The organism is Pantoea sp. BS_8, assembly GCF_041954965.1.
Lineage (GTDB): Bacteria > Pseudomonadota > Gammaproteobacteria > Enterobacterales > Enterobacteriaceae > Pantoea > Pantoea stewartii.
Window position 1 is genome coordinate 103,016 of the sequence record NZ_JAVAXU010000003.1, and the last position, 22,487, is coordinate 125,502.

Annotated in this window: 21 protein-coding genes, 1 tRNA gene and 2 pseudogenes; 4 read left to right on the top strand and 20 right to left on the bottom strand. The window is 54.7% G+C overall.

Annotated elements, in window-relative coordinates; genetic code table 11:
• Window positions 1-24 precede the first annotated feature (24 nt).
• Window positions 25-1,299, top strand: a complete 1,275-nt coding sequence (gene fadL / locus RAC65_RS09315) for a long-chain fatty acid transporter FadL (protein WP_205955526.1) — start codon at window positions 25-27, stop codon at window positions 1,297-1,299.
• Window positions 1,300-1,423: 124 nt separating this feature from the next.
• Here the strand turns inward: fadL and mlaA are convergent, their stop codons facing one another.
• From mlaA to ccmA, 10 genes are all read right to left on the bottom strand, one after another.
• Window positions 1,424-2,188 carry a phospholipid-binding lipoprotein MlaA gene (mlaA, locus tag RAC65_RS09320; protein ID WP_033740717.1) on the bottom strand — a complete coding sequence of 255 codons (765 nt, stop codon included), beginning with the start codon at window positions 2,186-2,188 and terminating at the stop codon, window positions 1,424-1,426.
• Between the two features lie 129 nt (window positions 2,189-2,317).
• Window positions 2,318-3,529, bottom strand: coding sequence for a c-type cytochrome biogenesis protein CcmI (gene ccmI / locus RAC65_RS09325; protein ID WP_283786077.1), 1,212 nt, complete (start codon window positions 3,527-3,529; stop codon window positions 2,318-2,320).
• Complete coding sequence (locus RAC65_RS09330; RefSeq protein ID WP_039339742.1) at window positions 3,529-3,984, bottom strand: cytochrome c-type biogenesis protein; 456 nt, start codon at window positions 3,982-3,984, stop codon at window positions 3,529-3,531. The genes ccmI and RAC65_RS09330 overlap by 1 nt, the downstream gene beginning before the upstream one ends.
• Complete coding sequence (locus RAC65_RS09335) at window positions 3,981-4,535, bottom strand: DsbE family thiol:disulfide interchange protein (protein ID WP_006120096.1); 555 nt, start codon at window positions 4,533-4,535, stop codon at window positions 3,981-3,983. The genes RAC65_RS09330 and RAC65_RS09335 overlap by 4 nt, the downstream gene beginning before the upstream one ends.
• The gene (locus RAC65_RS09340; RefSeq protein WP_375096627.1) at window positions 4,532-6,490 is read right to left on the bottom strand and encodes a heme lyase CcmF/NrfE family subunit; all 1,959 of its coding nucleotides are present in this window, start codon (window positions 6,488-6,490) and stop codon (window positions 4,532-4,534) included. Before RAC65_RS09340 ends, RAC65_RS09335 begins: the two co-directional genes overlap by 4 nt.
• Window positions 6,487-6,972, bottom strand: coding sequence for a cytochrome c maturation protein CcmE (ccmE, locus tag RAC65_RS09345; RefSeq protein WP_006120098.1), 486 nt, complete (start codon window positions 6,970-6,972; stop codon window positions 6,487-6,489). The genes RAC65_RS09340 and ccmE overlap by 4 nt, the downstream gene beginning before the upstream one ends.
• Window positions 6,969-7,202 carry a heme exporter protein CcmD gene (gene ccmD / locus RAC65_RS09350; RefSeq protein WP_006120099.1) on the bottom strand — a complete coding sequence of 78 codons (234 nt, stop codon included), beginning with the start codon at window positions 7,200-7,202 and terminating at the stop codon, window positions 6,969-6,971. Before ccmD ends, ccmE begins: the two co-directional genes overlap by 4 nt.
• The gene (locus RAC65_RS09355; RefSeq protein WP_110268180.1) at window positions 7,199-7,939 is read right to left on the bottom strand and encodes a heme ABC transporter permease; all 741 of its coding nucleotides are present in this window, start codon (window positions 7,937-7,939) and stop codon (window positions 7,199-7,201) included. The genes ccmD and RAC65_RS09355 overlap by 4 nt, the downstream gene beginning before the upstream one ends.
• Window positions 7,940-7,993: 54 nt before the next feature.
• Window positions 7,994-8,653, bottom strand: coding sequence for a heme exporter protein CcmB (gene ccmB, locus RAC65_RS09360; RefSeq protein WP_033740735.1), 660 nt, complete (start codon window positions 8,651-8,653; stop codon window positions 7,994-7,996).
• Window positions 8,653-9,270, bottom strand: a complete 618-nt coding sequence (ccmA, locus tag RAC65_RS09365) for a cytochrome c biogenesis heme-transporting ATPase CcmA (RefSeq protein WP_039340141.1) — start codon at window positions 9,268-9,270, stop codon at window positions 8,653-8,655. The genes ccmB and ccmA overlap by 1 nt, the downstream gene beginning before the upstream one ends.
• Window positions 9,271-9,513: 243 nt before the next feature.
• On the opposite strand from ccmA, the gene RAC65_RS09370 reads away from it, so the two are divergent.
• Both RAC65_RS09370 and RAC65_RS09375 read left to right on the top strand, forming a co-directional pair.
• On the top strand, window positions 9,514-10,446 hold the full coding sequence (locus tag RAC65_RS09370; RefSeq protein ID WP_039339756.1) for a formate/nitrite transporter family protein: 933 nt from the start codon (window positions 9,514-9,516) through the stop codon (window positions 10,444-10,446).
• Between the two features lie 73 nt (window positions 10,447-10,519).
• A tRNA-Arg gene (locus RAC65_RS09375) sits at window positions 10,520-10,594 on the top strand.
• Window positions 10,595-11,018: 424 nt separating this feature from the next.
• Here RAC65_RS09375 and RAC65_RS09380 read toward each other — a convergent pair.
• From RAC65_RS09380 to RAC65_RS09425, 10 genes and pseudogenes are all read right to left on the bottom strand, one after another.
• Entirely contained in the window at window positions 11,019-12,374 is a 1,356-nt protein-coding gene (locus tag RAC65_RS09380) for a VasL domain-containing protein (protein WP_375096628.1), read from the bottom strand.
• Between the two features lie 46 nt (window positions 12,375-12,420).
• Window positions 12,421-13,422 (bottom strand): annotated as a pseudogene (locus tag RAC65_RS09385) (GIY-YIG nuclease family protein); the annotation flags it as partial.
• Window positions 13,423-13,544: 122 nt separating this feature from the next.
• A complete protein-coding gene (gene hcp, locus RAC65_RS09390) occupies window positions 13,545-14,036 on the bottom strand; it encodes a type VI secretion system effector Hcp (RefSeq protein WP_282498050.1) in 492 nt (163 codons plus the stop codon).
• A gap of 4 nt (window positions 14,037-14,040) precedes the next feature.
• Window positions 14,041-14,247 (bottom strand): annotated as a pseudogene (locus tag RAC65_RS09395) (flagellar motor protein MotB); the annotation flags it as partial.
• Between the two features lie 156 nt (window positions 14,248-14,403).
• Entirely contained in the window at window positions 14,404-14,904 is a 501-nt protein-coding gene (tssB, locus tag RAC65_RS09400; RefSeq protein WP_205958697.1) for a type VI secretion system contractile sheath small subunit, read from the bottom strand.
• A 996-nt stretch (window positions 14,905-15,900) separates the two neighbouring features.
• Window positions 15,901-16,602, bottom strand: a complete 702-nt coding sequence (gene ugpQ, locus RAC65_RS09405) for a glycerophosphodiester phosphodiesterase (protein ID WP_006120339.1) — start codon at window positions 16,600-16,602, stop codon at window positions 15,901-15,903.
• Between the two features lie 19 nt (window positions 16,603-16,621).
• On the bottom strand, window positions 16,622-17,728 hold the full coding sequence (locus RAC65_RS09410; protein WP_262959333.1) for an ABC transporter ATP-binding protein: 1,107 nt from the start codon (window positions 17,726-17,728) through the stop codon (window positions 16,622-16,624).
• Between the two features lie 5 nt (window positions 17,729-17,733).
• Window positions 17,734-18,798, bottom strand: a complete 1,065-nt coding sequence (locus tag RAC65_RS09415; RefSeq protein ID WP_054633394.1) for a carbohydrate ABC transporter permease — start codon at window positions 18,796-18,798, stop codon at window positions 17,734-17,736.
• Window positions 18,798-19,709 carry a carbohydrate ABC transporter permease gene (locus RAC65_RS09420; protein WP_033740753.1) on the bottom strand — a complete coding sequence of 304 codons (912 nt, stop codon included), beginning with the start codon at window positions 19,707-19,709 and terminating at the stop codon, window positions 18,798-18,800. Before RAC65_RS09420 ends, RAC65_RS09415 begins: the two co-directional genes overlap by 1 nt.
• Before the next feature lie 45 nt (window positions 19,710-19,754).
• Window positions 19,755-21,131 (bottom strand): ABC transporter substrate-binding protein, encoded by a 1,377-nt coding sequence (locus tag RAC65_RS09425; RefSeq protein WP_006120344.1) that lies wholly within the window; start codon window positions 21,129-21,131, stop codon window positions 19,755-19,757.
• 93 nt (window positions 21,132-21,224) lie between these two features.
• Between RAC65_RS09425 and RAC65_RS09430 the strand changes: the two genes are divergently transcribed.
• The gene (locus tag RAC65_RS09430; RefSeq protein WP_375096629.1) at window positions 21,225-22,382 is read left to right on the top strand and encodes an ROK family transcriptional regulator; all 1,158 of its coding nucleotides are present in this window, start codon (window positions 21,225-21,227) and stop codon (window positions 22,380-22,382) included.
• Window positions 22,383-22,487: the final 105 nt, after the last annotated feature.

Below are 22,487 nucleotides of genomic sequence, written 5' to 3' on the forward strand. Positions count from 1 at the left end.
AATAATTCACATGAGGTTGTGGTCATGAACCATAAAAACCTGTTCGCAAAGTCAGCCGTGGCAGCTGCGGTAGCGCTTATTTCCTCTAACGTTTACGCAGCCGGATTTCAGTTAAATGAATTTTCTTCCATTGGTTTAGGTCGTGCTTATTCAGGCGAAGGCGCAATGGGTGATACGGCGGCCTCAGCCAGCCGTAACCCGGCGACCATGGCGCTGATGGATCGCCCTGAATTTTCACTCGGTGCGGTTTATATCGATCCTCAAGTGGATATCAGCGGCCAGAGTCCAACAGGACGGAGCCTAGATGCGAAAAATATCGCGCCTAATCAGTGGATCCCTGATCTGCACTATGTCCAGCCGATTAATGACCAATGGTGGGTAGGGGCCTCTGCCACCTCAAACTACGGTCTGGCGACAGAATTTAATAACGGTTATACCGCAGGCGGATTCGGCGGTAAAACAGACCTGACGACCGTGAATCTTAACCTCAGCACCGCCTACCGCCTGAATGAACACTTCAGCTTTGGTGTGGGTTTTGATGCCGTTTATGCTAAAGCGAAAATTGAGCGTTATGCCGGAGAGGCGTTCTCCGCGCTGGGCATTCCTGCGGATACCCAAATTACCCGACTAAAGGGGAATGAATGGGGTTACGGCTGGAACGCCGGTGTACTTTATGAAGTTGATGATAATAACCGTTTTGGTTTTACCTACCGCTCTGAGGTGAAAGTTGACTTTGATGGGGATTACAAAAGTAATCTTCCTGCGGCCATCAACGCATTTAACATTCCCGGCGCACCTTTTGGCACAAGCGGAAACACGATTCCGGGTTCATTAACCCTGAATCTGCCAGAAATGTGGGAAGTTTCAGGCTGGCATAAAGTCGCGCCACAATGGGCCGTTCACTATAGCCTGGCCTATACCAGCTGGAGCCAGTTCCAGGAGCTGAAAGCGACCGGTTCGAATGGTCAGACGCTGTTCTATAAAGATGAAGGCTTCCATGATGCCTACCGTATCGCCCTGGGTACCACTTACCAGTACGATAAAAACTGGACCTTCCGCAGCGGTATCGCCTTTGATGACAGCCCGGTTCCGGCTGACAAGCGTTCCATCTCCATCCCGGATCAGGATCGCTTGTGGCTGAGTGCGGGTGCCTCCTATGCATTTAATGACGATGCTTCCGTCGATGTCGGCGTCTCTTATATGCATGGTCAGAAAGTTACCATTCAGGAAGGCAATTACACCTTTAATTCCAGTGGGAAAGCCTGGCTGTACGGCGCGAGCTTCAACTACAAATTCTGATATGTTGACCGCATAAAAAAGCGACACACTGTGTCGCTTTTTTTTGCTCCGCCTGGCGAGCCCTGACAGAACATTCGTATAAATCACTTCAGCCTGAAGCCGCCCTTTTCCGGGCGGCCTCACATTACTGAGAATCGATATCTTTGAGATCGTCCTGAATTGCCGCTGCGTTCGGATTATCTTCGGGCTTCAGCTTGCCACCACGCGCAAGGAAGTCATAGCGCTCAAAATAGGCGTTACGCATAAAGGCGTAAGGATCGCGCTGCTGTTTCAGGATGGCATCGGAGTCCAGCAGTTGCGCACGCGTTTCCACCCCTTCAAGTGCCCATTTACCCACGGACATCGGCCAGGTCAACCAGCCCAGCACCGGATAAAGCGTATCCACATAATCGCCGCCGTCCTGACGCACCGTAAAGCTGCCATAGCCAGGCAACTGCACGTAAGGACCGTAGCCCACGCCATAGTGCCCCAGCGTGGTACCGAAGCGTTGCGGCCCCTGGCGCGCCAGCTCAGGGTTCGCTTTGCCTGCAACGTCGATAAAGCCGCCCAGGCCCAGCACGGTATTCAGGAAGAAACGCGTGAAGTGAATACCGGCATTGCGCGGCTCACCGACCAGAATAGCGTTCACCATACTGGCGGGTTCGCTCAGGTTGCCCAGGAAGTTGCTCAGGCCAGCACGTGCCGGGACGGGCACATAGTCGCGCCAGGCCACAGCCACCGGACGCACCACATACGGGTCCAGCACATTGTAGTTAAAGTTAAACATTGTGCGGTTAAAGCCTTCAAACGGATCGCTACGCCCGGCTGGCGCATCGGTCTCCGGCTTTGAACTGGCACAACCCACCAGAAGCACACTGGCCAAGGCCAGGCTGGTCAGGCGGTGATCCATTTTTTTCTCCCTGTGCATATAAGTGATGTATACCCTGCCGCCTTTCTCGGGTAGATCAGCGCGTTAAGCAAGCATAGCTGATATCCAGGGTGCGGTTTACAGATTCAGACAGAGCCAGAGAATATCGGTCTAAGGCTGCTGCGCATTAATCTCAACGGTCACATGCTGATGACCGTCCCAGGGCACGACGGCGCTGACACCGAACCAGTCACCCGGCTCAGGGTTCGCGCGGCCATTACGTGAAATCCTGACGCGAACCTGGATCTGTTTCTGCGCCGAAAGACGGCGCCCCTGCATCATGGCATTACTGTCATCCAGCGTCAGCGACACGGGAAAATGCCCGGCAGCAAGACGCTTCACGGCCACCGGCACGGGCGACATACCGTCAGTAACCGAAATATACATGACTCCGCCCGGCGGTAACATGTTTTCTGCCTGGGGAGAAAGCGTCACATCTACCGTCAACTGGCTCGCTTGTTGTCCGGCGTCCGTTCTGGCTTGCTCAATACTGCGCGCAATGTTGTCGCGCCGGGGATCGTCCGCCGGCAGCGCGTTCAGTAAGGTTTGCCAGGCCGCAATCGCCTGAGCATAGTGTTGCTGTTCAAAGGCAGCGTAAGCCAGCAGGCTCAGCGTCCGGGCATTATGCGGATCCTGTTTACGCAGATCCTGCAACACAAGTTCTGCCTGACGGTTTTCCTGTGGATCGCCCGACCGGGCCAGAACCTCGGCGTAATCCTGTTTTAATACCTGATTATTCGGTGCCAACTGCAGCGCGTGCTCGAACGCCTGACGGGCGGTCGTCGCGTTATTCAGCACCATACCAAGACGGCCAAGCATTGCCCAGTCGCTAAGGTTATCAGGCTCGGTTTGCAGATGGCTGCGCAAACCGAGCTGTAAGCGTGAAAGCTGTTCCGGCGTCAGCGGCTTAGCGTGAGGATCCAGCACCTGCGCACGCAGCGCAGGATACGCTTTCTGCACCTGCAGCCAGCCGCTGAACGGCACAAAACCGCCGGTGTTGAGATAGCACACCAGCGGCACGACCAGTAAGACAATAATGCCCGGTAACAATACCCAACGGCGACTGCTGCGCGACTGTGCATCCGGTGCGGGCGGAATATCACTCAACAGTGACTGCTGTAGCTCGCGCGCCATCACGTCCCGCTCGGCAATCACGCCCTGATCCTCATCCTGCGCCAGTTCGGCCAGCCGTTGGTGATAAAAATCCTTATTAAGGCTGTTACGCGTGACTAAGTGGGACGCGCGCGGACGCCAGCCTGCGGCCAGGAACAGCACACAGGCCGCGAACAGCAGTACCAATATCGCGATTAAAAAGGCTGCCATTATGCTTCCCTGTCCGATTTCAAAATGGCTTCAAGCCGCTGTTGCTCTTCATCACTCAGTTCGCTACAGGTCTTACGCTGGCGACTGCGCCAGACGATTACGCCCGCGCCGCCTGCGACAAACAGCGCAGGTCCCAGCCACAGAATCACGGTGGATGGCGTTACGGGCGGTTGGTAGCTGACGAAATTGCCGTAGCGCGCCACCATATAGTCGAGGATCTGCTGACGCGTTTGTCCCTGTTTCATCAGCTGATAAACTTTCAACCGCATATCCGCCGCAATCATGGCGTTGGAATCCGCAATGCTGTTGTTCTGACATTTGGGGCAGCGCAGGGAGGCGGTGATATCACGGTACTGTTCTTCCTGCGCGACGGAGTCAAATGCATAGGTATCGATGGCCGCCCACAGGCTGGCGCTAAACAGCAAGCCGCAAAGCATCGTCACCAGCGCTTTCATGAGCCGCTCTCCGTGTTGTATTTATCCCATAAAGGCTTTACTTCCTGCTGCCAGACGCGCGGATTCAGATCTCCGGCATGGCGATAGCGAATAATGCCGTTGCCATCGATCAGAAAGGTTTCCGGTGCGCCATATACGCCAAGATCCAGGCCCAGCATACCGTCGCCATCATACAGGCTGAGCGCATAAGGATTACCCAGCGTGTTTAACCAGGTCACCGCCTTTTGCCGATCGTCTTTATAATTGAGCCCGACTACCCGCACGCCCTGCTCTGCCAGCGTATTCAGATAGTGATGTTCTGCCCGACAGGTCGGGCACCATGTTGCCCAGACGTTGAGTAAAAGCGGTTTGCCGGTGATAAGCGTTTGCTGGTTGTAGGTTTTACCTGGCGTTTCCAGGGCTTCGAGCCGGAACACCGGCAACGGTTTACCAATTAACGCCGACTCCAGCCGCGTAGGATCGTCGCCCGCCGCATTGCGTGACAGTTGCCAAAGCAGCGCGGCGGCCAGCAGTAAAAACAGGATCAGGGGAATAAACAGAATCTTTTTCATGCCCGCACCTCGCGCTCGCCTTTTTTACGCGCACGATAACGCGGATCCAGTAAACAGAGCAGACCGCCGGCAGCCATAAACAGTCCACCGAACCAAATCCAGCGCACAAAGGGTTTATAGTAAATGCGCACCGCCCAACTGCCGTCATCGAGTTCCTCACCCAGCGCCGCATAGAGATCGCGGGTAAAGCCACCATCAATTGCCGCCTCGGTCATCATCGTGCGCGCCGCTGAATAAAAGCGTTTTTCCGCATACAACATCGCTTCAGGCTGCCCGTCCCGCGTCACATCAATCACCGCCACGCCGCCGCTGTAGTTGGGCCCTTGCAGATCCTTAACATCGCGGAAGACAAAGTGGTAGCGATGGATATCAACACTGTCGCCCGCTTTCATGCGCACATCACGTTCAACGCTGTATTGCGTGCTAAACGCTATCCCAATCACAGTGACGCCGACACCTAAATGGCCGAGCACCATGCCCCAGTGGCTGCGTGACAAATGGCGTAGTCCGGTGAAAAAAGAATGACGATGCGTCGCACGTTCATGCAGTTCCATCAGGGTTAACACGATGATCCATACCGCCATCAGCAGGCCCACTACCGTCATTGCCTCTACCCGATCCTGTAGCCACCAGGGCAACAGCACGGAGGCCAGCAGCGTGACGGCCAGTGCTAACAGCAAACGCCGTACCAGCTTCTGGGGTTCATCACGGCGCCAGCGCACTAACGGCCCAATCCCCAACATTAAGGCCAGCGGTGCCATCAGCCAGCTGAACAGCGTATTAAAAAAGGGCTGGCCCACGGAGATGCTGCCCAGACCGAGTTGTTTATGGACCAGCGGTAACAGCGTACCGAGCAGCACCACCAGCATGGCCGCAATCAACAGGACGTTATTGCCCAGCAGAAAGGATTCGCGCGACCACAAGGCGTTTTGTACCCGGCTGCGGACCTGCCCTCCTTTGAGGGCATAGAGCAGCAGCGAGCTGCCAATAACAATCACCAAAAAGGCCAGAATAAACATGCCCCGCGCCGGATCGGAGGCAAACGCGTGCACCGAGACCAGCACGCCGGATCGCACCAGGAAGGTCCCGAGCAGACTCAGGGAGAACGCGGTAATCGCCAGCAATACGGTCCAGGCTTTAAAGGTGCCGCGCTTTTCGGTCACCGCCAGTGAGTGCATTAACGCCGTGCCAGCCAGCCAGGGCATAAAGGATGCGTTTTCAACCGGATCCCAGAACCACCAGCCGCCCCAGCCCAGCTCGTAATAGGCCCACGCAGAGCCCAGCACAATACCTATGGTCAGGAACAGCCAGGCTGCGGTGGTCCAGGGACGCGACCAGCGCGCCCAGGCGGTATCCAGTCTTCCGGCCATCAGGGAGGCAATGGCAAAAGCAAAGGCCACCGAGAAACCGACATAGCCCATGTATAACAACGGCGGATGGAAGATCAGGCCAATATCCTGCAGCATGGGATTGAGGTCGCGGCCATCAACGGGAAAGTCCGGCAGGGTGCGACTGAACGGATTAGAGGTGAGGATGATAAATAACAGGAAGCCCAGCGTAATCATGCCCATCACCGCCAGCACGCGCGCCAGTGCGTCCTGCGGCATGCCGCGGCTGAAGATCGCCACGGCCAGCGTCCAGCCACTCAGCAGCAGCACCCATAGCAGCAGAGAGCCTTCGTGCGCACCCCAGGTGGCCGCAATGCGGTAATAGACCGGCAGCAGGGAATTCGAGTTGTTAACGACATAGCTTACGGTAAAGTCGTTAACGATAAACGCCCAGACCAGCAACCCGAAAGCTCCCGCCATACAGCCGAACAGGCCAACGGCCAGGGGACGCGCCATGCCCATCAGGCGCACATCCTGACGCCAGGCCCCCCACAGCGGATACACGCTGAGCAGCAGCGCCAACGCGACGCCGAGACAGAGTAAAAAACTGCCCAGTTCTGGCATCATGGTGTCTGTCCTGCCGGGTGAGTCGCGGCCTGTTGCACGGGTGGTGCGGGCTTCATCGCGGCGGTGATTTCAGGTGGCGTGTAGTTTTCATCATGTTTCGCCAACACTTCTTTGGCGTTGATCAGGTTGCCGGGTTCAAGGACGCCCTGTGCAACGACGCCCTGCCCCTCGCGAAACAGATCGGGCAAAATGCCCACAAAGTTTACACTGACCACACCACGGCCATCGTAAAGCTGAAAGGAGACGGCCAGCGTTCGGGGATCTCGCGTGACGCTGCCGGGCATCACCACGCCGCCCACGCGCAGACGCTGTCCGGGTTCCGGCCTGATGTGTGCATCACCTTTCCCCTCCAGGATTTCACCTGGCGTATAAAACAGATCGATATTGGACCGTAGCGCATACATTACCAGCGCGGTAGCCAGTCCAAGTCCGGTAAGTATCGCCACGACGACATACAGGCGATTACGACGGCGGGTATTCACTTCGCTTCTCCTGCCGTTTTAGTCCCGGCACGTTTAACACTGGCCGCGCGCAGACGGCGCTCCCGGGCATCACGCTGGCGAATGTCCGCCAGCAAACGTCTGTGTGACCACCAGCTGTGTACAATCAGGCCACAAAGCGGCACCAGCGCCCCTGCCACCGCCAGCCAGACGTAAAAGGCGTAACCGCCCATGGCAATGAAGTCATGCCATGAGGCAAAAGCGGGCGTCATTCTTTGCTCCTTGTCTTTGCCAGGGCAATCGCCCAGGGACGTTTACGTTCCGTCAGCAGAATCAGGTTGCGTAAGCGCATCAGCGTTAATGTGATAAACAACAGCAGGTCACCCAGGATGGCCCAGCGCAGCGGCGTGCGCATCGGCGGCGCGATAGCCTGTTGCAGTAAGCCGGACGATCCCTGATGCAAGGTATTCCACCACTGCACAGAGAAATGAATGATGGGCAGATTGATCACGCCGACCAGAATGAGCACCCCTGCGGCGCGCCCGGCCATGCGACGGTCGTCGAACGCCTGATACAGCGCAATGACGCCCAGATATAAAAACAGCAGCACCAGTTCTGATGTGAGCCTGGCGTCCCATATCCACCAGGTTCCCCACATCGGCTTGCCCCAGGCAGAACCGGTAACCAGCGCAATAAAGGTAAACACCGCACCGATCGGTGCCATCGCCGCTGAGACTAAATCGGCCATTTTCATCTGCCAGACCAGACCAGTAAACGCCGCAACGGCCATCGCGCTGTATATCCCCATCGACCACATGGCCGCCGGAACATGAATATACATAATGCGAAAACTGTCACCCTGCTGGTAGTCTGCCGGTGCATAGCCAAATCCCCATATCCAGGCCAGCAGCAGTACCGCCGCACTGGTCAGGGCGAACCCCGGCACCAGCCGACCGCACAACTGATATAGCCGTTCGGGCTTCGCCAGCTGATGTAATCCTTTCCACATGTTTACTTGCTCACTTTTAAATAAACGCGAATAACACGTCTGATGCGTGCTGATTTAGTGCAGCGTAATCCGCAACGCCGCGGCGGTGGCAAACGGGGCCAGCGTCGCACTCGCGACCAGCATCGCCCCCAGCAACGCCAGGTAACCGCCAATGGCTAACCCCTGACCTGCGGCGTCGATGGCCGCGCTGGCAAAAATCAGTACCGGAATAGCCAGTGGCAGAACCAACAGGCTGAGCAGCACGCCGCCGCGACGCAACCCAACGGTCAGCCCCACGCCAATCGCGCCGAGAAAACTCAGCGTCGGTGTTCCTAACAGCAGCGTCAGTGCCACCGCCCGCCAGCCCGGCATATCCAGGGACAGCAACAGGGCCGCCAGGGGCGAAAGCAGAATTAACGGCAAGCCCGTGACCAGCCAGTGGGCGATGATTTTCCCCAGCACCGTGACCGGCAGCGGTACAGGCGACAATAAAAGTTGCTCCAGCGTGCCGTCGTTAAGGTCATCACGAAACAGCCTTTCCAGCGCGAGCAGCGAAGAGAGCAATGCCGCAACCCAGACAATGCCGGGTGCGATCCGTGCCAGCTGATGAGGATCGGGACCGATACCCAACGGGAAGAGCGTGATGACAATCAGGAAAAACCACAGTGGATTCATCACTTCGGCGCCGCGACGACAGGCGATACGTAATTCGCGCTGAATAAGACGACACAACATTACTGCCACTCCACGGCATGCAGGCGGATAGTATTGATCTGCCCCGTCAGCCCCGGTAGCGCCTGATGGCTGGTCACGATGACAGCCCCCCCCTGCTGCGTGTGCGCCACAAAGCGGCTCATTAACGTCTCTACCCCCGTGTGATCGAGGGCGGTTAAAGGTTCGTCCAGGATCCATAAGGTTGCCCGGGTCAGCCACAGCCGGGCCAGGGCGATGCGCCGCTGTTGTCCGGCAGAGAGCTGCGCGGCCGCGACCTCTTCATAACCTGCCAGGCCGACGCTGGCCAGTGCAGTAAAAAGGTGTTCATCGCGGCAGTCTGGATGATAAAAGCGCAGATTTTCCAGCGCCGATAACGCCGATGAGATCCCCGGCAGATGCCCCAGGTAAAGCATGGCCTGATGCCAGGTGTCGCGTTGCCGGTGAATCGGCTGCGACTGCCAGCGCACCTCACCATGTTCAGGCGTGCTCAGTCCGGCCAGGATACGCAGCAGCGACGTTTTCCCGGCCCCGTTTGGCCCTTCAATTTGTACGATGTCACCTGCCGACACGCGAAACGTAAGCGCCTCAAAGAGCGCGCGCTCATCACGCACACAAAGCAGATTAATGATTTCCAACATGGAGGGGTAAATCGCGCCAGCCAAATAAGGCGCAAATGATAGCACAATGTTACAGCGTGCCGAAGGCTGTGCGCGCTCCCCTTTTGCGCAGGGCTTAGATATTCGTGCTTTTCAGCGCGTCTGGTGGATAAAAAGCGCACCACGGCAGAAGGTTGTCACGTTTGTTCGCTGTCGCAGAAACAGTTTCGTTAGCCAAAAAACGACTACGCTTATAACGCATTTGTACTGTTACCAGGAGAAAACATGAAGCCTTCATCAAGCATAAGTCAGGGACCTAACGATGTAGACAGCGAAGAAAAAGAACAGGGAAAGGAGGATATTGAAGTAGATGAAGACGCCCTGCCCTCGCGTGCCGCCGCTATCCACGAAGAGATTCGACAGGACGGGGAAAAAGAGCTGGAGCGGGATGGCATGGCGCTGCTGTGGTCAGCGATTGCGGCCGGGCTGTCAATGGGGGCTTCACTGATGGCCAAGGGCATTTTTCAGGTTCATCTGGACGGCGTCCCCGGCGCCTATTTACTGGAAAACCTTGGCTACACCTTTGGCTTTGTGATTGTGATTATGGCACGGCAGCAGCTTTTCACTGAAAACACCGTGACGGCCGTTCTGCCCGTTATGCACAAACCCACCACAAGCAATCTTGGTTTATTGCTTCGCCTGTGGGGCATTGTGCTACTGGGCAACCTTATTGGTACCGCGTTCGCCGCCTTAGCGTTTAACGAAATGCCCATTTTTGATGAAGCCACTCGCCAGGCCTTTACGGATATCAGCATGAAGGTGATGGAACATACGCCGGGCGAGATGTTTGCTAACGCGGTGATCTCCGGCTGGATCATTGCCACAATGGTCTGGATGTTCCCTTATGCGGGAGCGGCCAAACTGTTTGTCATTGTGATGATGACCTGGCTGGTCGCACTGGGCGATCTGGCACATATCGTGGTGGGTTCCGTTGAGGTGCTTTACCTGGTGTTTAACGGCAGCGTGCCCTGGACCGCGTTTCTCTGGCCTTTTGCTGTTCCAACCCTGTTGGGTAACCTGACGGGCGGTACGCTGATTTTCGCCCTGATAAGTCACGCCCAGATTCGCAATGATATGGGCGAAGCTGCTCAGGCAAAGGCGAAGGCAGAACGGCGCAAAGCGGAGAAAAAACGTCAGCAGCAGCAAGAAGAACGCTAAATTGCTGACAGAATGAGCAAACGCGCGGCAGTGTAGTGAATCCTGCCGCTTAACTGCGGTATACTACGCTGGCGTCTCCTTAGTTAAATGGATATAACGAGCCCCTCCTAAGGGCTAGTTGCAGGTTCGATTCCTGCAGGGGACACCACGTACAGCCTTCTGACATTCACCAAATTCACTCATCCTTCTTATCTTTAATACCGCCTCTGCTCTGCCTGGGTGACGACGGCCAGTTTCTGCGCATTTCAACATGAACGATTACACATACACATTTCCTGTTTAAGCATTCACGCTTTATTAAGGCTCAGAACGGCCGGCACTTTTAGGCAAGCGGTCAACATCTCATCGTGTTTTTTGCGACCAGCTTGCCCCTGTCGACAGACTGAAGAAAAGTGTAACGCCTGGCCGATAACACGCAATCTTCCTAAATAATCAAGTCGGGGACATTCTCAGAATCAGAAAGAAAATGAAGCGCCTTTATGTGGATCGCTACCCACTCGCTTCTTAAGCGCCCTGCGTAAATCAGAAAACCCGACAGAAAACGGCGTGCTCGCTTTGCCAGACGAGAGGTTTTATTTTTCTGCCTGCTGTTTCAGTTCGGCATAGCGGGCTGTCAGTTGTTTCAGGTGCATTTCCAGCTGAGATTGGGCAGCTGCAGGTAACGGTTTGCCCGCTGGATGTTGCGACAGTACGCGCAGCTGTTCTTCAGCCGGTATGGACTGATTAAAGAACTGCATCGTGGCAAAAACCACTGATTTCAGCTCACTGACCGTTATGTATTTACCCTTCTGTTCATCGAGGCCATTTAATCTGTCGCTCAGTTTTTGTAGTGTCATCATTCCCTGAGACCAGCCATTAAGCTGCTCTGCCGGTAATGCGGCAGCACTGCGTTGTTGTTGCCATTGCTGTGCCAGAGACTTTGCCTGCTCCGGCCAGAGCGCCTGAGCCTGCTCTACAAGTTGTCGACTGTAGTCAATGCTCCAGCCCGGCGGAAGCTTATCCAGACGGTTCAGCTGTTGCTGTGTCTGGGCGATCACGTTCTGCGGCAAAGCAGTCTGCTGACGCAATAGATCCACCTGTTCTGGCGTGAGCGTTGCAGGTAAAGGTGCCAGAGATGCCGCCAACTGAGCCTGCAGCGGATTTGGCCGGTTTACATATTGCCAGCTTCCCGCTGCGGCCACGCTTATCGCCAGCATGGCACCCATACCGGCAACGAAAGATTTCCACTTTTTTACCGGCGCGGGAAGAGTCGCCAGTACTTCCACATTCGCCTGATATTCAGGGCGGGCAACATACACCCATTTCATCGCGCTGGCGGTTTCTTCTGCACCGTCGGCTGCGAAGGCGGCTGCATCGTTGATCACACTAGCTGGCAGCACAGCTGCCCCTGCCCGGGTTGTGTCGTCACTGTTTTCCAGCCGGACAGCGCTGTTATGCATCAGTATACGTAACGTATCGAGCTGGCTCAGATGTTTAAGCTCCAGGCGCTGCAGCACCTCGCCCATAGCGGCAAGACGTTGCTCTGCCTTGTACAGCTGACCAAGGTCGCTGTAATTCAGCGGGAGCGCGCGCATCCGTTGCTGCAGACGCTGGCTCAGACTGCTGAGGATTTCCATGCGGGCATGTACCGGCTGCGGCCAGAGCGTGCCCCACTGATGGCTTATCAGCGCATCCAGTATCGCCAGACCTTCATTGAGGCCGAACAAGCCGGCCAGCTGCGTTCGGGCAAGCGTATACCAGGCCGCCGTCTGCAGTTCCACACCATTCTGCTCAAACAGTGAGAGACAGCGTTTTTCGACATACGGCCAGTTCACATCCGGGCGCGCAGGATGCTTCAGCTTACTTAGCTCATCACGCAGAGCGGCATAATCCGGTAGCGTGCGCGGGTCGCCGCCGGTTTTGATTTTACGCGGGGTGATGTCATTCATGACCAGTTGTCCATTTGACGAATAAGGAGCTATTGAAAGTTATTGCTTATGCGGCTTCGTTTTCTGCACATTCGAGACTCTGCAGATACTGTAGCGCCACCGGGTCAGCAATATATTCGACCTTCCCGTGGTGACGTTCCACTTCATCAATAATCCGGCTGAGCTCGACCCGGAAGAATTCCTTACGCAGGTTAACCCGGTTAATCCGGTAGTTTTCCAAATGGTCATGCAGTGTCTTTTCAAGCGCAGGGGCGTCATCGCAGGAAATCATGGCGTGGACGTCAAAATCAAACGGCACGGCTGCCCCGCTCAGTTCTTTCACACGCTCCATAGGCTCCAGCCGTCGGGTCATACCGATTTTAAATACGTTTTCACCGAAGGAGCCGATATTCGAAATCACATATACATGTCCCTGTTTCGTGAGCTGTGCCATAGATTTGGCGCGTTCATACTGCTGATGAACGTCCTGGATTTTCTGCTCCAGCGCCAGACGCTGTCTTTCCAGCTCTTCCCTGTGAGCACCTTCAGCGGCGAGCAGGGCTTCCTCCAGTAAACGCTGCTGCTCAGCAAGGCGTTGCTCCTCTTCTTCCGCTTCGCGCTGCTGCTGCTCCAGTTCATCCTGACGCTGTTTTTCTTCCCTCATCTGACGCTTGAGCTCTGCCTGATACTCTTTTTCTTCCTGCGCTTTTTCCAGCAGGGCGACCTTATCCAGAAACTGCTGTTTTACGCCTTCCCAGTCGGCATTATCTTCAAGTTCCAGAAAGGTGATTTTCTCGCTAATGGCCGCGTAAGCGTCTCTCTCCTTCCTGAGCTGATCATACTTGCTTTGCCAGTTATTCACCGTGGTGCCGGAAAGCAGGGTTTTGACTTTGAATTTATACGCGGAGTCCACAATACGTTGCATTGCCCGGGAGGCTTTATTTCTGGCATTGTGAAAGTGATCCCACTGGCCGGAAAGCTGTTTCTTCTCCTGATACAAGCCGCGAGCCACTTCATTACTGACAGTTTCTTCAAAGGCTTTCTCTTTCTGTGCAAGGTCCGATACCGCCCCTGGCCGTTACCGAGGCCCATAAGGTCTGTTTCCGGGATATAATGTTTTTGCTGAACGCCCGCAGCGGCGGACGCTCAGCAAAAAGAAAAGCGGACAGAGAAGCTCTGCCCGCTCGTGACTTACGCGGTGGCGCGTTCGTTCCAGGAATCGGAATGAATGATGTTGCCGTCTTTGTAGGTCCAGGTGATTTTTTCGTAACGCAACTCGATCTGCTCAAGGTGGTTATGCTTCTCGAAAGAAGGATCCTTGATGTCGTGCATCAGCGGATTCACTTTCACCACCTTCACGTTTTCCAGTTTGGTGTTGAAGTACTCCACTTCCTGGCCCGCATCGTTGATTTTGTACCACCTGAATTCCGCAGACTTGAGGGTCTGACCGGTAGTCACCGCCTTGTACAGGTACGGGCTGGACGAGTCGATTTCCTTGGTGAACAGGAACGGGGTGTGGATACGGGTACCGGTCAGCTTGCCGGTGTTGTTATCGGTCGGGATGTACAGGTTATGCTCCTGCGCCACCACTTCGATGCTGCCGTCACGGTCCTGCACGTCCACAGACCCTTTAATGTCCGCGCCGCCGTCGTCTTTCAGCCAGAGATAAACAGGAATTGCCATGGAATTACTCTCCATTGTGTAGTGATGCGTCATCATCCTGAGATGACGCCTGGGTGTGGTCCGGTACCTGACAGGCGTTTGCCTGCGGTACCAGACTGATTTCGACACGGCGGTTGAGCGCACGGCCCTCCGGCGTGTCATTGGTTGCGATTGGACGGCTTGCGCCATAGCCCTGCACCGCAAAACAGCTTTCCGGTACGTCACCGGTGTCACCGGGTTCAGATTGATTTTTTCAAACAGTGACGCATAAACCCCGGCAGCAGGACGCTCCAGCACCACACTCTCGCCACCCGCGGCATTTTCATTTTTTACAGACATCAACATCTTCCTTATTAATCCGTTATTAATCCGTTAAAGCACCGTGAGCCTATGGCTGTTTCGGGGCCAGCGCAGACAACTCAGACCGGAGTTCGGCGCTTAATGCCGGATCGAGCAGGATTTTTTCCAGCTCTTTTCGGAATGCCTGGTTGTCCAGCAGGTTGGCCTTTAAATCACGAAGTAAATTGCGCATGGAAAGCATGGCTTTGAGCTGAGGTATTTGTCGGGAGACCTGCTCCGGCGAGAAATCCTTCATGCTCTGAAAGGTCAGACGGATATTTTCTTCGCTACCGTCACCAGCAAGCGTGTTTTTAACGGTAAGACTGACTTTCGGGGAATATTCGGAAAGCACAGCGTCGAAATTATTTTTGTTCAGATTAACTTTTTTTCGCTCAGATAACGGTGCTGTCTCCTGCCCATGGCTGAAATCGCCCGCAATCAGCAATTTCAGAGGGAGCTCGGTTTTCTTGCTCGCGCCGCCGGTATGCAGATCAAGTTTCAGATTAATACGTGCTTTGGGTATTTCGGACTGAAAGGAAGAATTAGACATAGCTGTCCCTGTTCTATGAAGTTATAGAAGCGGTCACTGCCAGCGAGAAATTAAAAGAAAAGCAAACCCTTTATTAGCACTATCCCGGTTCCCGTCATCTGACAGGAATCAAAACCCCGGGATGTAAAGCGGGCGCATTCCATTCACCAGCACGTCGACACGGTATTTTTCAGGTACTTTTCAGAAATAAAAAAACGTCCAGCAAGCACCTGGAGACGGAGTTTATGAACGTTTCATGCATGACAGGAAATAAAAATATGTAACTAAAGGTTACAGAGATATGCTTTAACAATATTTTATCATCTTTATGATTTATATTATTTTTATTTAAAAACCCCTTCAGAGCCTATGGAATAAGGATGTTCAGTAAGTGATCAATGTATTTCAGAGCATGACATGTGAAAAATCACACCAGTCACATGAGAACGTTAATTTTTCATTGTTAAAAAAATAACTTTCAGGAAGCGAGTGTGAAAAGGGGGAATAGGACGAGACCGTCATGTCAGCATAATTTCTTTTATTGACGTAAATCAATCCTGGTTATTTTCGCTGAAAAAAAACTGAAATCAATGTATGTCACCTGTCTGTATAAACGTATTTCAGACATCGGAGAGAGGAAAGATTATCGTTATCTGCGTGCTTGTCACCTGTCACCGCATCTGACCGCGAGTTATGCGATGCCATCACTTACGTCAGCCAGAATAAATCCGGCCGGTGCACTCACCTGCAGCTAGCGAAGATGATGAAATCAGCTGGTGTCACGATGTTGTTTGCGTTGGGAACGAGAGGTTTACAATTAAACGGAAGGGAACGGTGCAGGGCATATTTACGCGATCAAAACGCGTCGATATAACATCATTGTCAGGCGCCCTCCAGGGCCGGGGCCTGCCAGATAATGTCGAAGGGCAGTACCGCAGCTGCCCTTCTCTGTTTACCCGTCATACCCGTAAACACGGGTAGCGACGCAGAACCTTATCGTTCAGTCGTTCTGTAAACCTATCGCCGTGTGTGGCTAAAGAGATCCGGGCGATTGAGGTTAATATAATCGACGCCCGCCGCCGCAATTTCCTGATGAATCGCTATATCGTCATCACCGTAATAAACCATAATCTCAAGCCCGGTCTTACGGCTTGCTTCAAGAATACCGGGATGACGCATCTGCTCTACGTTTACCTCAATGATCGATGCATGATGCACGGTGGCAACGAGAGAGGGAGACATCGCGATATTGAGGGTCATCATTTTGCGAAAGTCCGGCGCAACGGCCTGAAGGCCAGCGCGCATCGTTTCGGAAAACGAAAAGAAAAACGTATCACGGACCATACCGAGATCGCGTACCAGTGCAGCCACTTTGACCGGATCGCAGTATTTCAGCTCAATATAAACGCCCGCGCGGCCGCGCAGATGTTCGAGATAGGCATCAAGTCGCGGCACCCTGGCGTCTTTAAAACGCTCATCGAACCAGCTTCCCGCATCCAGTGCATCAATATCGCGCGACAGAGCATGCCCAACAGGGCCCGTCCCGTTCGTGGTGCGATCCAGCGTCTCGTCATGGATAACGTAGAGCACACCATCGGCGCTCTCCCGTACATCCAGCTCAATGTAATCAGCCCCCTGTTCAAGCGCCAGATCGGCGGCAAAGAAGGTGTTCTCTGGCGCAAAATGGTTGGCGCCACGGTGTGATACGATTCGGGTCATGGAAATCTTGTCCTGTAAGCTAGCCAGCGTGAACCTGTCTGCTGGGGTGGCCGGTTACGGCGAGGTTGGCATGAAGATCGACGATGCGTTTACCGACAGCATTGAAGATCAGAGTCAGTTCGGGTTGGCACGCTACTCCTACCCGGGAACCAGGCGCATGACGCACCGCTTCACCATATTCCAGCGCGCGAAGCGTGCCGGCCGGCGTGTCAATCGTGTAGAAAACTTCACGTCCCATCGGCTCAACGGTCATGATCTCCCCACACAAGGGAGCCTCGTCAGCGGTAATAAGGTTGATATCTTCCGGACGCAGACCAAAACAAACGGGGCCGTCGTATTCGTGGTTCAGTTCGAGTGTCGTTTGCCCCAGGTGCAGAAACCCGCCGACTGCCTGTCCTTCCACAAGATTCATCGGCGGCGAGCCGATAAACCCTGCAACAAAGCGATCGGCCGGACGTCTGTACAGGTCATCAGGTGTCCCAATCTGCACTATCTCGCCATGATTCATACAGATGATCCGATCGGCCATGGTAATGGCTTCCAGCTGGTCATGGGTGACGATCAAGGTGGTGAAGCCGAGACGTTTCTGGAGATTCTTGAGTTCCGTCCGCATGGTGATACGGAGCGTCGCATCGAGGTTAGAAAGCGGTTCGTCAAGTAACAGAATATTCGGTTCCTTGACCAGTGCCCGCGCCAGCGCCACGCGCTGTTGCTGCCCCCCTGAAAGCTGCGACGGGCGTCGATCAAGCAGTGCGCTTATTTGCACCAGATTAGCCGCCTCCTCCACGCGCCTGGCAATGTGCTCCTTACCTGTTTTTTTAAAACGTAACGGAAAAGCGATGTTTTCGCGTACCGTCAGGTTCGGGTAAAGCGCATAAGACTGGAAGACGATACCGACGTTGCGATCGCGGGCATCGATGCGATTAACGTTGTGCCCGTCAAACGCGATCTCACCGCTGGTCGGCGCATAGAGCCCTGCCAGCAGAAACAGCGTTGTCGATTTACCGCATCCTGAGGGGCCGAGAATGGCGACGAATTCGCCGTTCTCAATGGTAAGATTCATCGGTTTCAGGACCTGAGTCTCGCCCCAGTTTTTGCTGACATTGTTAAGAGTGATCGAGGCCATGACAATTATCCCTTGATACCGCCAAAACTCATTTGAGTGATGTATTTCTGCGTAAAGGTGTAGAGAACGAGCACAGGGAGTAAATAAATGATGCCCACAGCGGCGATCATGCCGTAATCCGCACCCGTATTATCCTGTGCGACAAAGAACAGGTAGAGGCTCATCGTCATCTGGCTTTTGTCGATAAGTAGCGTCTGGACAAAAACGTACTCCTCCCAACCACGTAAAAAGGTGAAGGTGGCAATCGCAATCAGTCCGCTACGCACCTGGGGCAATACCACCATACGAAAAGCCTGAAAACGGGTCGCACCGTCGGTCACCGCGCTCATTTCAATATCCCAGGGCACTGCGTCGAAAAAGCCCTTCAGGACGAAGATCGCATAAGGCAGCTCCAGCGCACTCATCACCATCACCACACCGAAAAGATGGTTGAGCAGGCCCATAAAGTGAAGCTGGATAAAGATGGCGATGGTGAGCGCCAGCGCGGGGAAAGCATGTAACAGCAGCAAGCCACGCAGAAAATTTTGCCGCCCGGCAAAGGCAAAGCGCGATAACGCGTAGGCGGCTGGGGTAGCGACGATCGTGACAATCAGCGTTTGTGAAACGCCAAAGATCAGCGAGCTTCCAAGTGCCGTCCAGGCCGATGGCATCAGGTCCACGCGCGTGGTGCCCGTATTCGCGATGTCGCGCATCCAGAGAAAACGGTAGTTGTGCAACGTCATGTGTGGCATCAGAAAAATCATCACAAGCAGCAGCACAACGATCCCCAGCGCAGCCCAGGACAATACCGGTCTGCGTAAACGCTCTGCCAGGAAAGCAAGCGCGATCGCTCCGATATACGCGACGCCCGCAATTGCGCTGGTGCGCCACAGAACCAGCCGGCTGACGGACGCATCAGACGTGGTCAGCGATTTGGCCAGAAGCCAGAGGTAAGGCAGCAGAATCGGCACTGACATCACCGTCAGGAAGAGAATGAGCGCAGAAAGGAAGCCGACACGGTTGATTGTGCCTCTGCGTTCAAGACGCGCCCATTTCGATTTGGCCACTGCCGGGTTTGGAACGAGTGACATCACAATACCTCGATTTTCGGCGCGGCAAACGTCGCGCGCATATTACTGACCCGCCATTGCATTAAGGTCACGCCTACGCCGATCACCATCAGGCCAAGCGCCAGCGCCGCGCCATAGGCGTAAGCCCCATTTTCAAAGGCGCGACGGTAGATATAGAGCGCATAAGGCGTCGAATCGTAGACGGGACCGCCACCGGTGATGAGCAGAATGTACTCGTAGGTCGTCAGCAAGGAGAGCCCCTGATAGATGGTGATAAACCGAATGGGCTGAGACAGTGCGGGGGCCACTACATAGCGCAGCACGCCCCATTCGCTCGCCCCATCCACTCGCGCCGCATTGGCAAGATGTGCAGGGATGGAACGAATGGATGAAGTCAGAATGACCATGGCAAACGATGCCCCGACCAGGCCATTTGCCACAATGATGAGAAACAAGGGGAAATCATTACGCAGATTCATGAGCGGCAGACCGAAGGATCCGGTTACCTGATTGAGCAAACCAGACGGCGTAGGATCGGCAACCCATATCCACAGAATACTGTAGAGGACGGCCGGCGACATGCGTGGCAAAAGCCAGAGACCGCGAAAAAGATTACCCAGCCTGTCGGGAATGGCCGTCGTTGTTATCGCCAACAGGACACCCAGCCCGACGTTAAAAATAAACAGCGTCGCCGTGACATAAATCAGCGTCGTCAGCAGCACCGCAGGCATGCGCGCATCGCGTAAGACAATCCGCTCGACGTTTTGCAGCGTGAAGTGACCGACCCGCAGATCAGCGCCCATATCGGTAAAGGCGATGACGGTATTGACGATAATGGGCGCCAGGAAAAAGACGGCCAACAGCGCGATAGCAGGCGCGAGATAGAACACAGGTCGGGCCGGCCGGTGCGCCCGAGGCTGAAACTGAGACATGACCACATCTCCCTGGAGAGTAAGCGACGCTTTACAGGCTAAGCACTATTTTTTGGCGACAGACGACCGGATTTCTATATCGTCGCCAAACTGCAGTTCGAGCTCTTCGGCGATAAAATCAACGGCCTGTTTTGCCGTCATTTTTCCTGTTTCAACCGCCTGGAGACCGCTGAACAGTACCTTGTTATAGCTGCCAAACTGGATATGATTAGGCACGAACTTCGCATGTACCATCATGGGCGAAGCGGCTGACAGCACCCAGTTATCGCGGTATTTCGGCATCGCCGTTTGCGCGTTGCTGATGGCCGTGTGATAGGACGTCACAGCATGTTCGTTGTTGAAATAAGGCAACGTCGCCAGTGCCACCAGTTCGGCAGCAATGTCAGCATTTTTGCTTTTGGCGTTCACCGTATAGAGAAGCGGATGCGACAGGTTTGAGGGCTGACCGCCCTTTTTGGCCGCAGGCGCCGGGATCCAGCCTATCTTATGAAAATACCCTTCTTTGTCTGTCGGCCAGACCGCGCCATTTTTGTCGCCCAGTTGCCAGGCAACCGCCCAGACGCCCTGGTGAAAGATAAAGGCCTTCTCCTGCTTGAACGCGTTCTGAATGGCATCCCAGCTCATCGCCGTGTTATCGACCGGCGTCACTCCCTGCTTCGCATTGCGCTCATACCAGCCAAGCGCATCCGCCATTTCTGCTTTAGGGAAGATGAGCTTGCCGGTCTTGTCATCCATAAATTTCACGCCGTAAGACTGAAAAACCATCAGATAATCAATACCGACATTCGGCCGGTGCAACATGCCGTACTGAGCCGCTTTACCGTCCACGACCTCTTTGGCAAGGGCCGTCAGATCGTCCAGTGTAAAATCACCGGACTCCACCCTGGCCGGTATGGCGTTGATAAAGGCTTCATCCTTGCCGATTTTTCTCAACATATCTTTGTTGTAAAAAAACATGCGTATTTCAGCATCCTGCGGTATGCCATAGATCTTTCCATCGTTTGCCTTTGCCGACGCCCACAGGACGGGCAGGATGTCGCCATAGACCCACGGTGCCGCCGCGATCTTATCGTTCATTTGCATGGCATAGCCGTCCTTCGCAAACTGACCAATCCATTCATGGGGCAGCACATAGATATCCGGCCCTTGTCCGACGGACATCGCCTTCAGCATATCCATGGCGAAGTCGTCCCAGCCTTTGACAGCACTGCTATTGGCCTGAATCACAATATGTTTGTCGACGCCCGCAGCCTTAAATTGCTTGTTCATGATGTCGGCTGCATCTTCAATGTTGGTAATGCGGTTCGGTGCGCTACGCTCGGCGAGCGTGGCGAGTTTGATCGTTATCTCTTCTGCGTGGGTCATGCCAACACACAACGCGGACATCACGAGGGTGGCGAGGACAGTGAGTTTTTTTGACATGGTGTTTATTCCCGTTGTGCCTATTATTTAAGTAAGTTAATTTATTTAAATGACAGGTTCATGACCATGTGAAAACGACAGGGAGAAGATGCGTTGACTTCATCAAAGCATTGGGAAGGAATCGGCACGACCCAGTCGGCCGTACTACGTTATCTGCGTCGCAACGACGCCGCATCACGTGCTGAGATCGCCGATTGTTGCGGGGTGACAGCGGCGGCCGTCAGCATGATGACCCGCGATCTCATCAAGCGAGGTATCATCATCGAAGGAGCCCGGCGTTCATCTGGCCGGGGCGCGCCCCACATTGATCTGATGCTTAATTCCTCCATCGGCTATGCCGTTGGGATTCATGCCAGCCGCTTCTCTGTTACGCTGATGCTGCTTGATTTCAAAGGGAAACGGGTCGACGAAATTGAACTGACCGGCCACTATGATACCTTTGCCCGCGCCCGCTCAGAGATACAGAAGGGCCACAAAACGTTGCTTGAGAGAAACCACATACCGGGTCATTTACTGATTGGCGCAGGCATTGCCATGCCGACGCGCTTCCAGCGCGGTCAGGCTCCGCTCCATCTGGCTCCCGAAGTGCTTTCCTGGGATGAACCCGGGCTGTTCGAAGCCATTCAGCAGGCTCTGGGCTGTCCGGTGTTAATCGAAAATGATGCCAATGCTGCCGCCATGGGCGAAATGACGCTGGGTAATGCGGCTAATCATAACGATTTTATCTATCTCTATCTGTCAGAGGGCGTCGGCAGTGGCCTTATCCTGGGAAAACAACGTTATCGCGGTCATCTGGGCAATGCGGGCGAAATTGGGCTGCTGCTGCCACTCGACAGGCCCCGCCCCTCTTTTACTGACCTTGCGGCGTGGTGTAAGCATCGCCTTGGCCAGATACCTGAAGGCCGCGCTGAGGCTGTCTGGCACCATTTTCTTAGCGAAAACACAGCGGTTCTCGACGAATGGATCGCACGTACTGGCCCGGAGATCGCCCGGCTGGGCTTTATGCTGAATGCGGTCCTCGCGCCAGCGGCGATCTATCTGGGTGGGACACTTCCGCAGATGGTGCGTGAACGGCTTGCGGCCTGGCTCGACTTTTCCACTGTGGATACGTTAAACGGCACACCTGTCGTGCAGCCTGAAATCTGTCTGCCGGACGTCGCGGCCACGGATACGGTCGCATTCGGAGCCGCCGCCATGGTCCTGCATAATGTTGCTCAGCAGGATAACGGGCATCGCGACGGGGTCAACTGACCGCTCAGCGGCGGTGACGGAATGAAGGAAACCGACGCGGCAAACATCGGCAACGGTTCTCTGAGTTGGCCGCGGATAAACAGGTCTCTGTGAAATGAGAGCCAG

Bases quoted from the DNA above. Each gene is read 5' to 3' on its own strand.
- fadL (WP_205955526.1), top strand. From the start codon at position 25: ATGAACCATAAAAACCTGTTCGCAAAGTCAGCCGTGGCAGCTGCGGTA.
- mlaA (WP_033740717.1), bottom strand. From the start codon at position 2,188: ATGGATCACCGCCTGACCAGCCTGGCCTTGGCCAGTGTGCTTCTGGTG.
- ccmI (WP_283786077.1), bottom strand. From the start codon at position 3,529: ATGGCAGCCTTTTTAATCGCGATATTGGTACTGCTGTTCGCGGCCTGT.
- RAC65_RS09330 (WP_039339742.1), bottom strand. From the start codon at position 3,984: ATGAAAGCGCTGGTGACGATGCTTTGCGGCTTGCTGTTTAGCGCCAGC.
- RAC65_RS09335 (WP_006120096.1), bottom strand. From the start codon at position 4,535: ATGAAAAAGATTCTGTTTATTCCCCTGATCCTGTTTTTACTGCTGGCC.
- RAC65_RS09340 (WP_375096627.1), bottom strand. From the start codon at position 6,490: ATGATGCCAGAACTGGGCAGTTTTTTACTCTGTCTCGGCGTCGCGTTG.
- ccmD (WP_006120099.1), bottom strand. From the start codon at position 7,202: ATGACGCCCGCTTTTGCCTCATGGCATGACTTCATTGCCATGGGCGGT.
- RAC65_RS09355 (WP_110268180.1), bottom strand. From the start codon at position 7,939: ATGTGGAAAGGATTACATCAGCTGGCGAAGCCCGAACGGCTATATCAG.
- ccmB (WP_033740735.1), bottom strand. From the start codon at position 8,653: ATGTTGTGTCGTCTTATTCAGCGCGAATTACGTATCGCCTGTCGTCGC.
- ccmA (WP_039340141.1), bottom strand. From the start codon at position 9,270: ATGTTGGAAATCATTAATCTGCTTTGTGTGCGTGATGAGCGCGCGCTC.
- RAC65_RS09370 (WP_039339756.1), top strand. From the start codon at position 9,514: ATGAAGCCTTCATCAAGCATAAGTCAGGGACCTAACGATGTAGACAGC.
- RAC65_RS09380 (WP_375096628.1), bottom strand. From the start codon at position 12,374: ATGAATGACATCACCCCGCGTAAAATCAAAACCGGCGGCGACCCGCGC.
- hcp (WP_282498050.1), bottom strand. From the start codon at position 14,036: ATGGCAATTCCTGTTTATCTCTGGCTGAAAGACGACGGCGGCGCGGAC.
- tssB (WP_205958697.1), bottom strand. From the start codon at position 14,904: ATGTCTAATTCTTCCTTTCAGTCCGAAATACCCAAAGCACGTATTAAT.
- ugpQ (WP_006120339.1), bottom strand. From the start codon at position 16,602: ATGACCCGAATCGTATCACACCGTGGCGCCAACCATTTTGCGCCAGAG.
- RAC65_RS09410 (WP_262959333.1), bottom strand. From the start codon at position 17,728: ATGGCCTCGATCACTCTTAACAATGTCAGCAAAAACTGGGGCGAGACT.
- RAC65_RS09415 (WP_054633394.1), bottom strand. From the start codon at position 18,798: ATGTCACTCGTTCCAAACCCGGCAGTGGCCAAATCGAAATGGGCGCGT.
- RAC65_RS09420 (WP_033740753.1), bottom strand. From the start codon at position 19,709: ATGTCTCAGTTTCAGCCTCGGGCGCACCGGCCGGCCCGACCTGTGTTC.
- RAC65_RS09425 (WP_006120344.1), bottom strand. From the start codon at position 21,131: ATGTCAAAAAAACTCACTGTCCTCGCCACCCTCGTGATGTCCGCGTTG.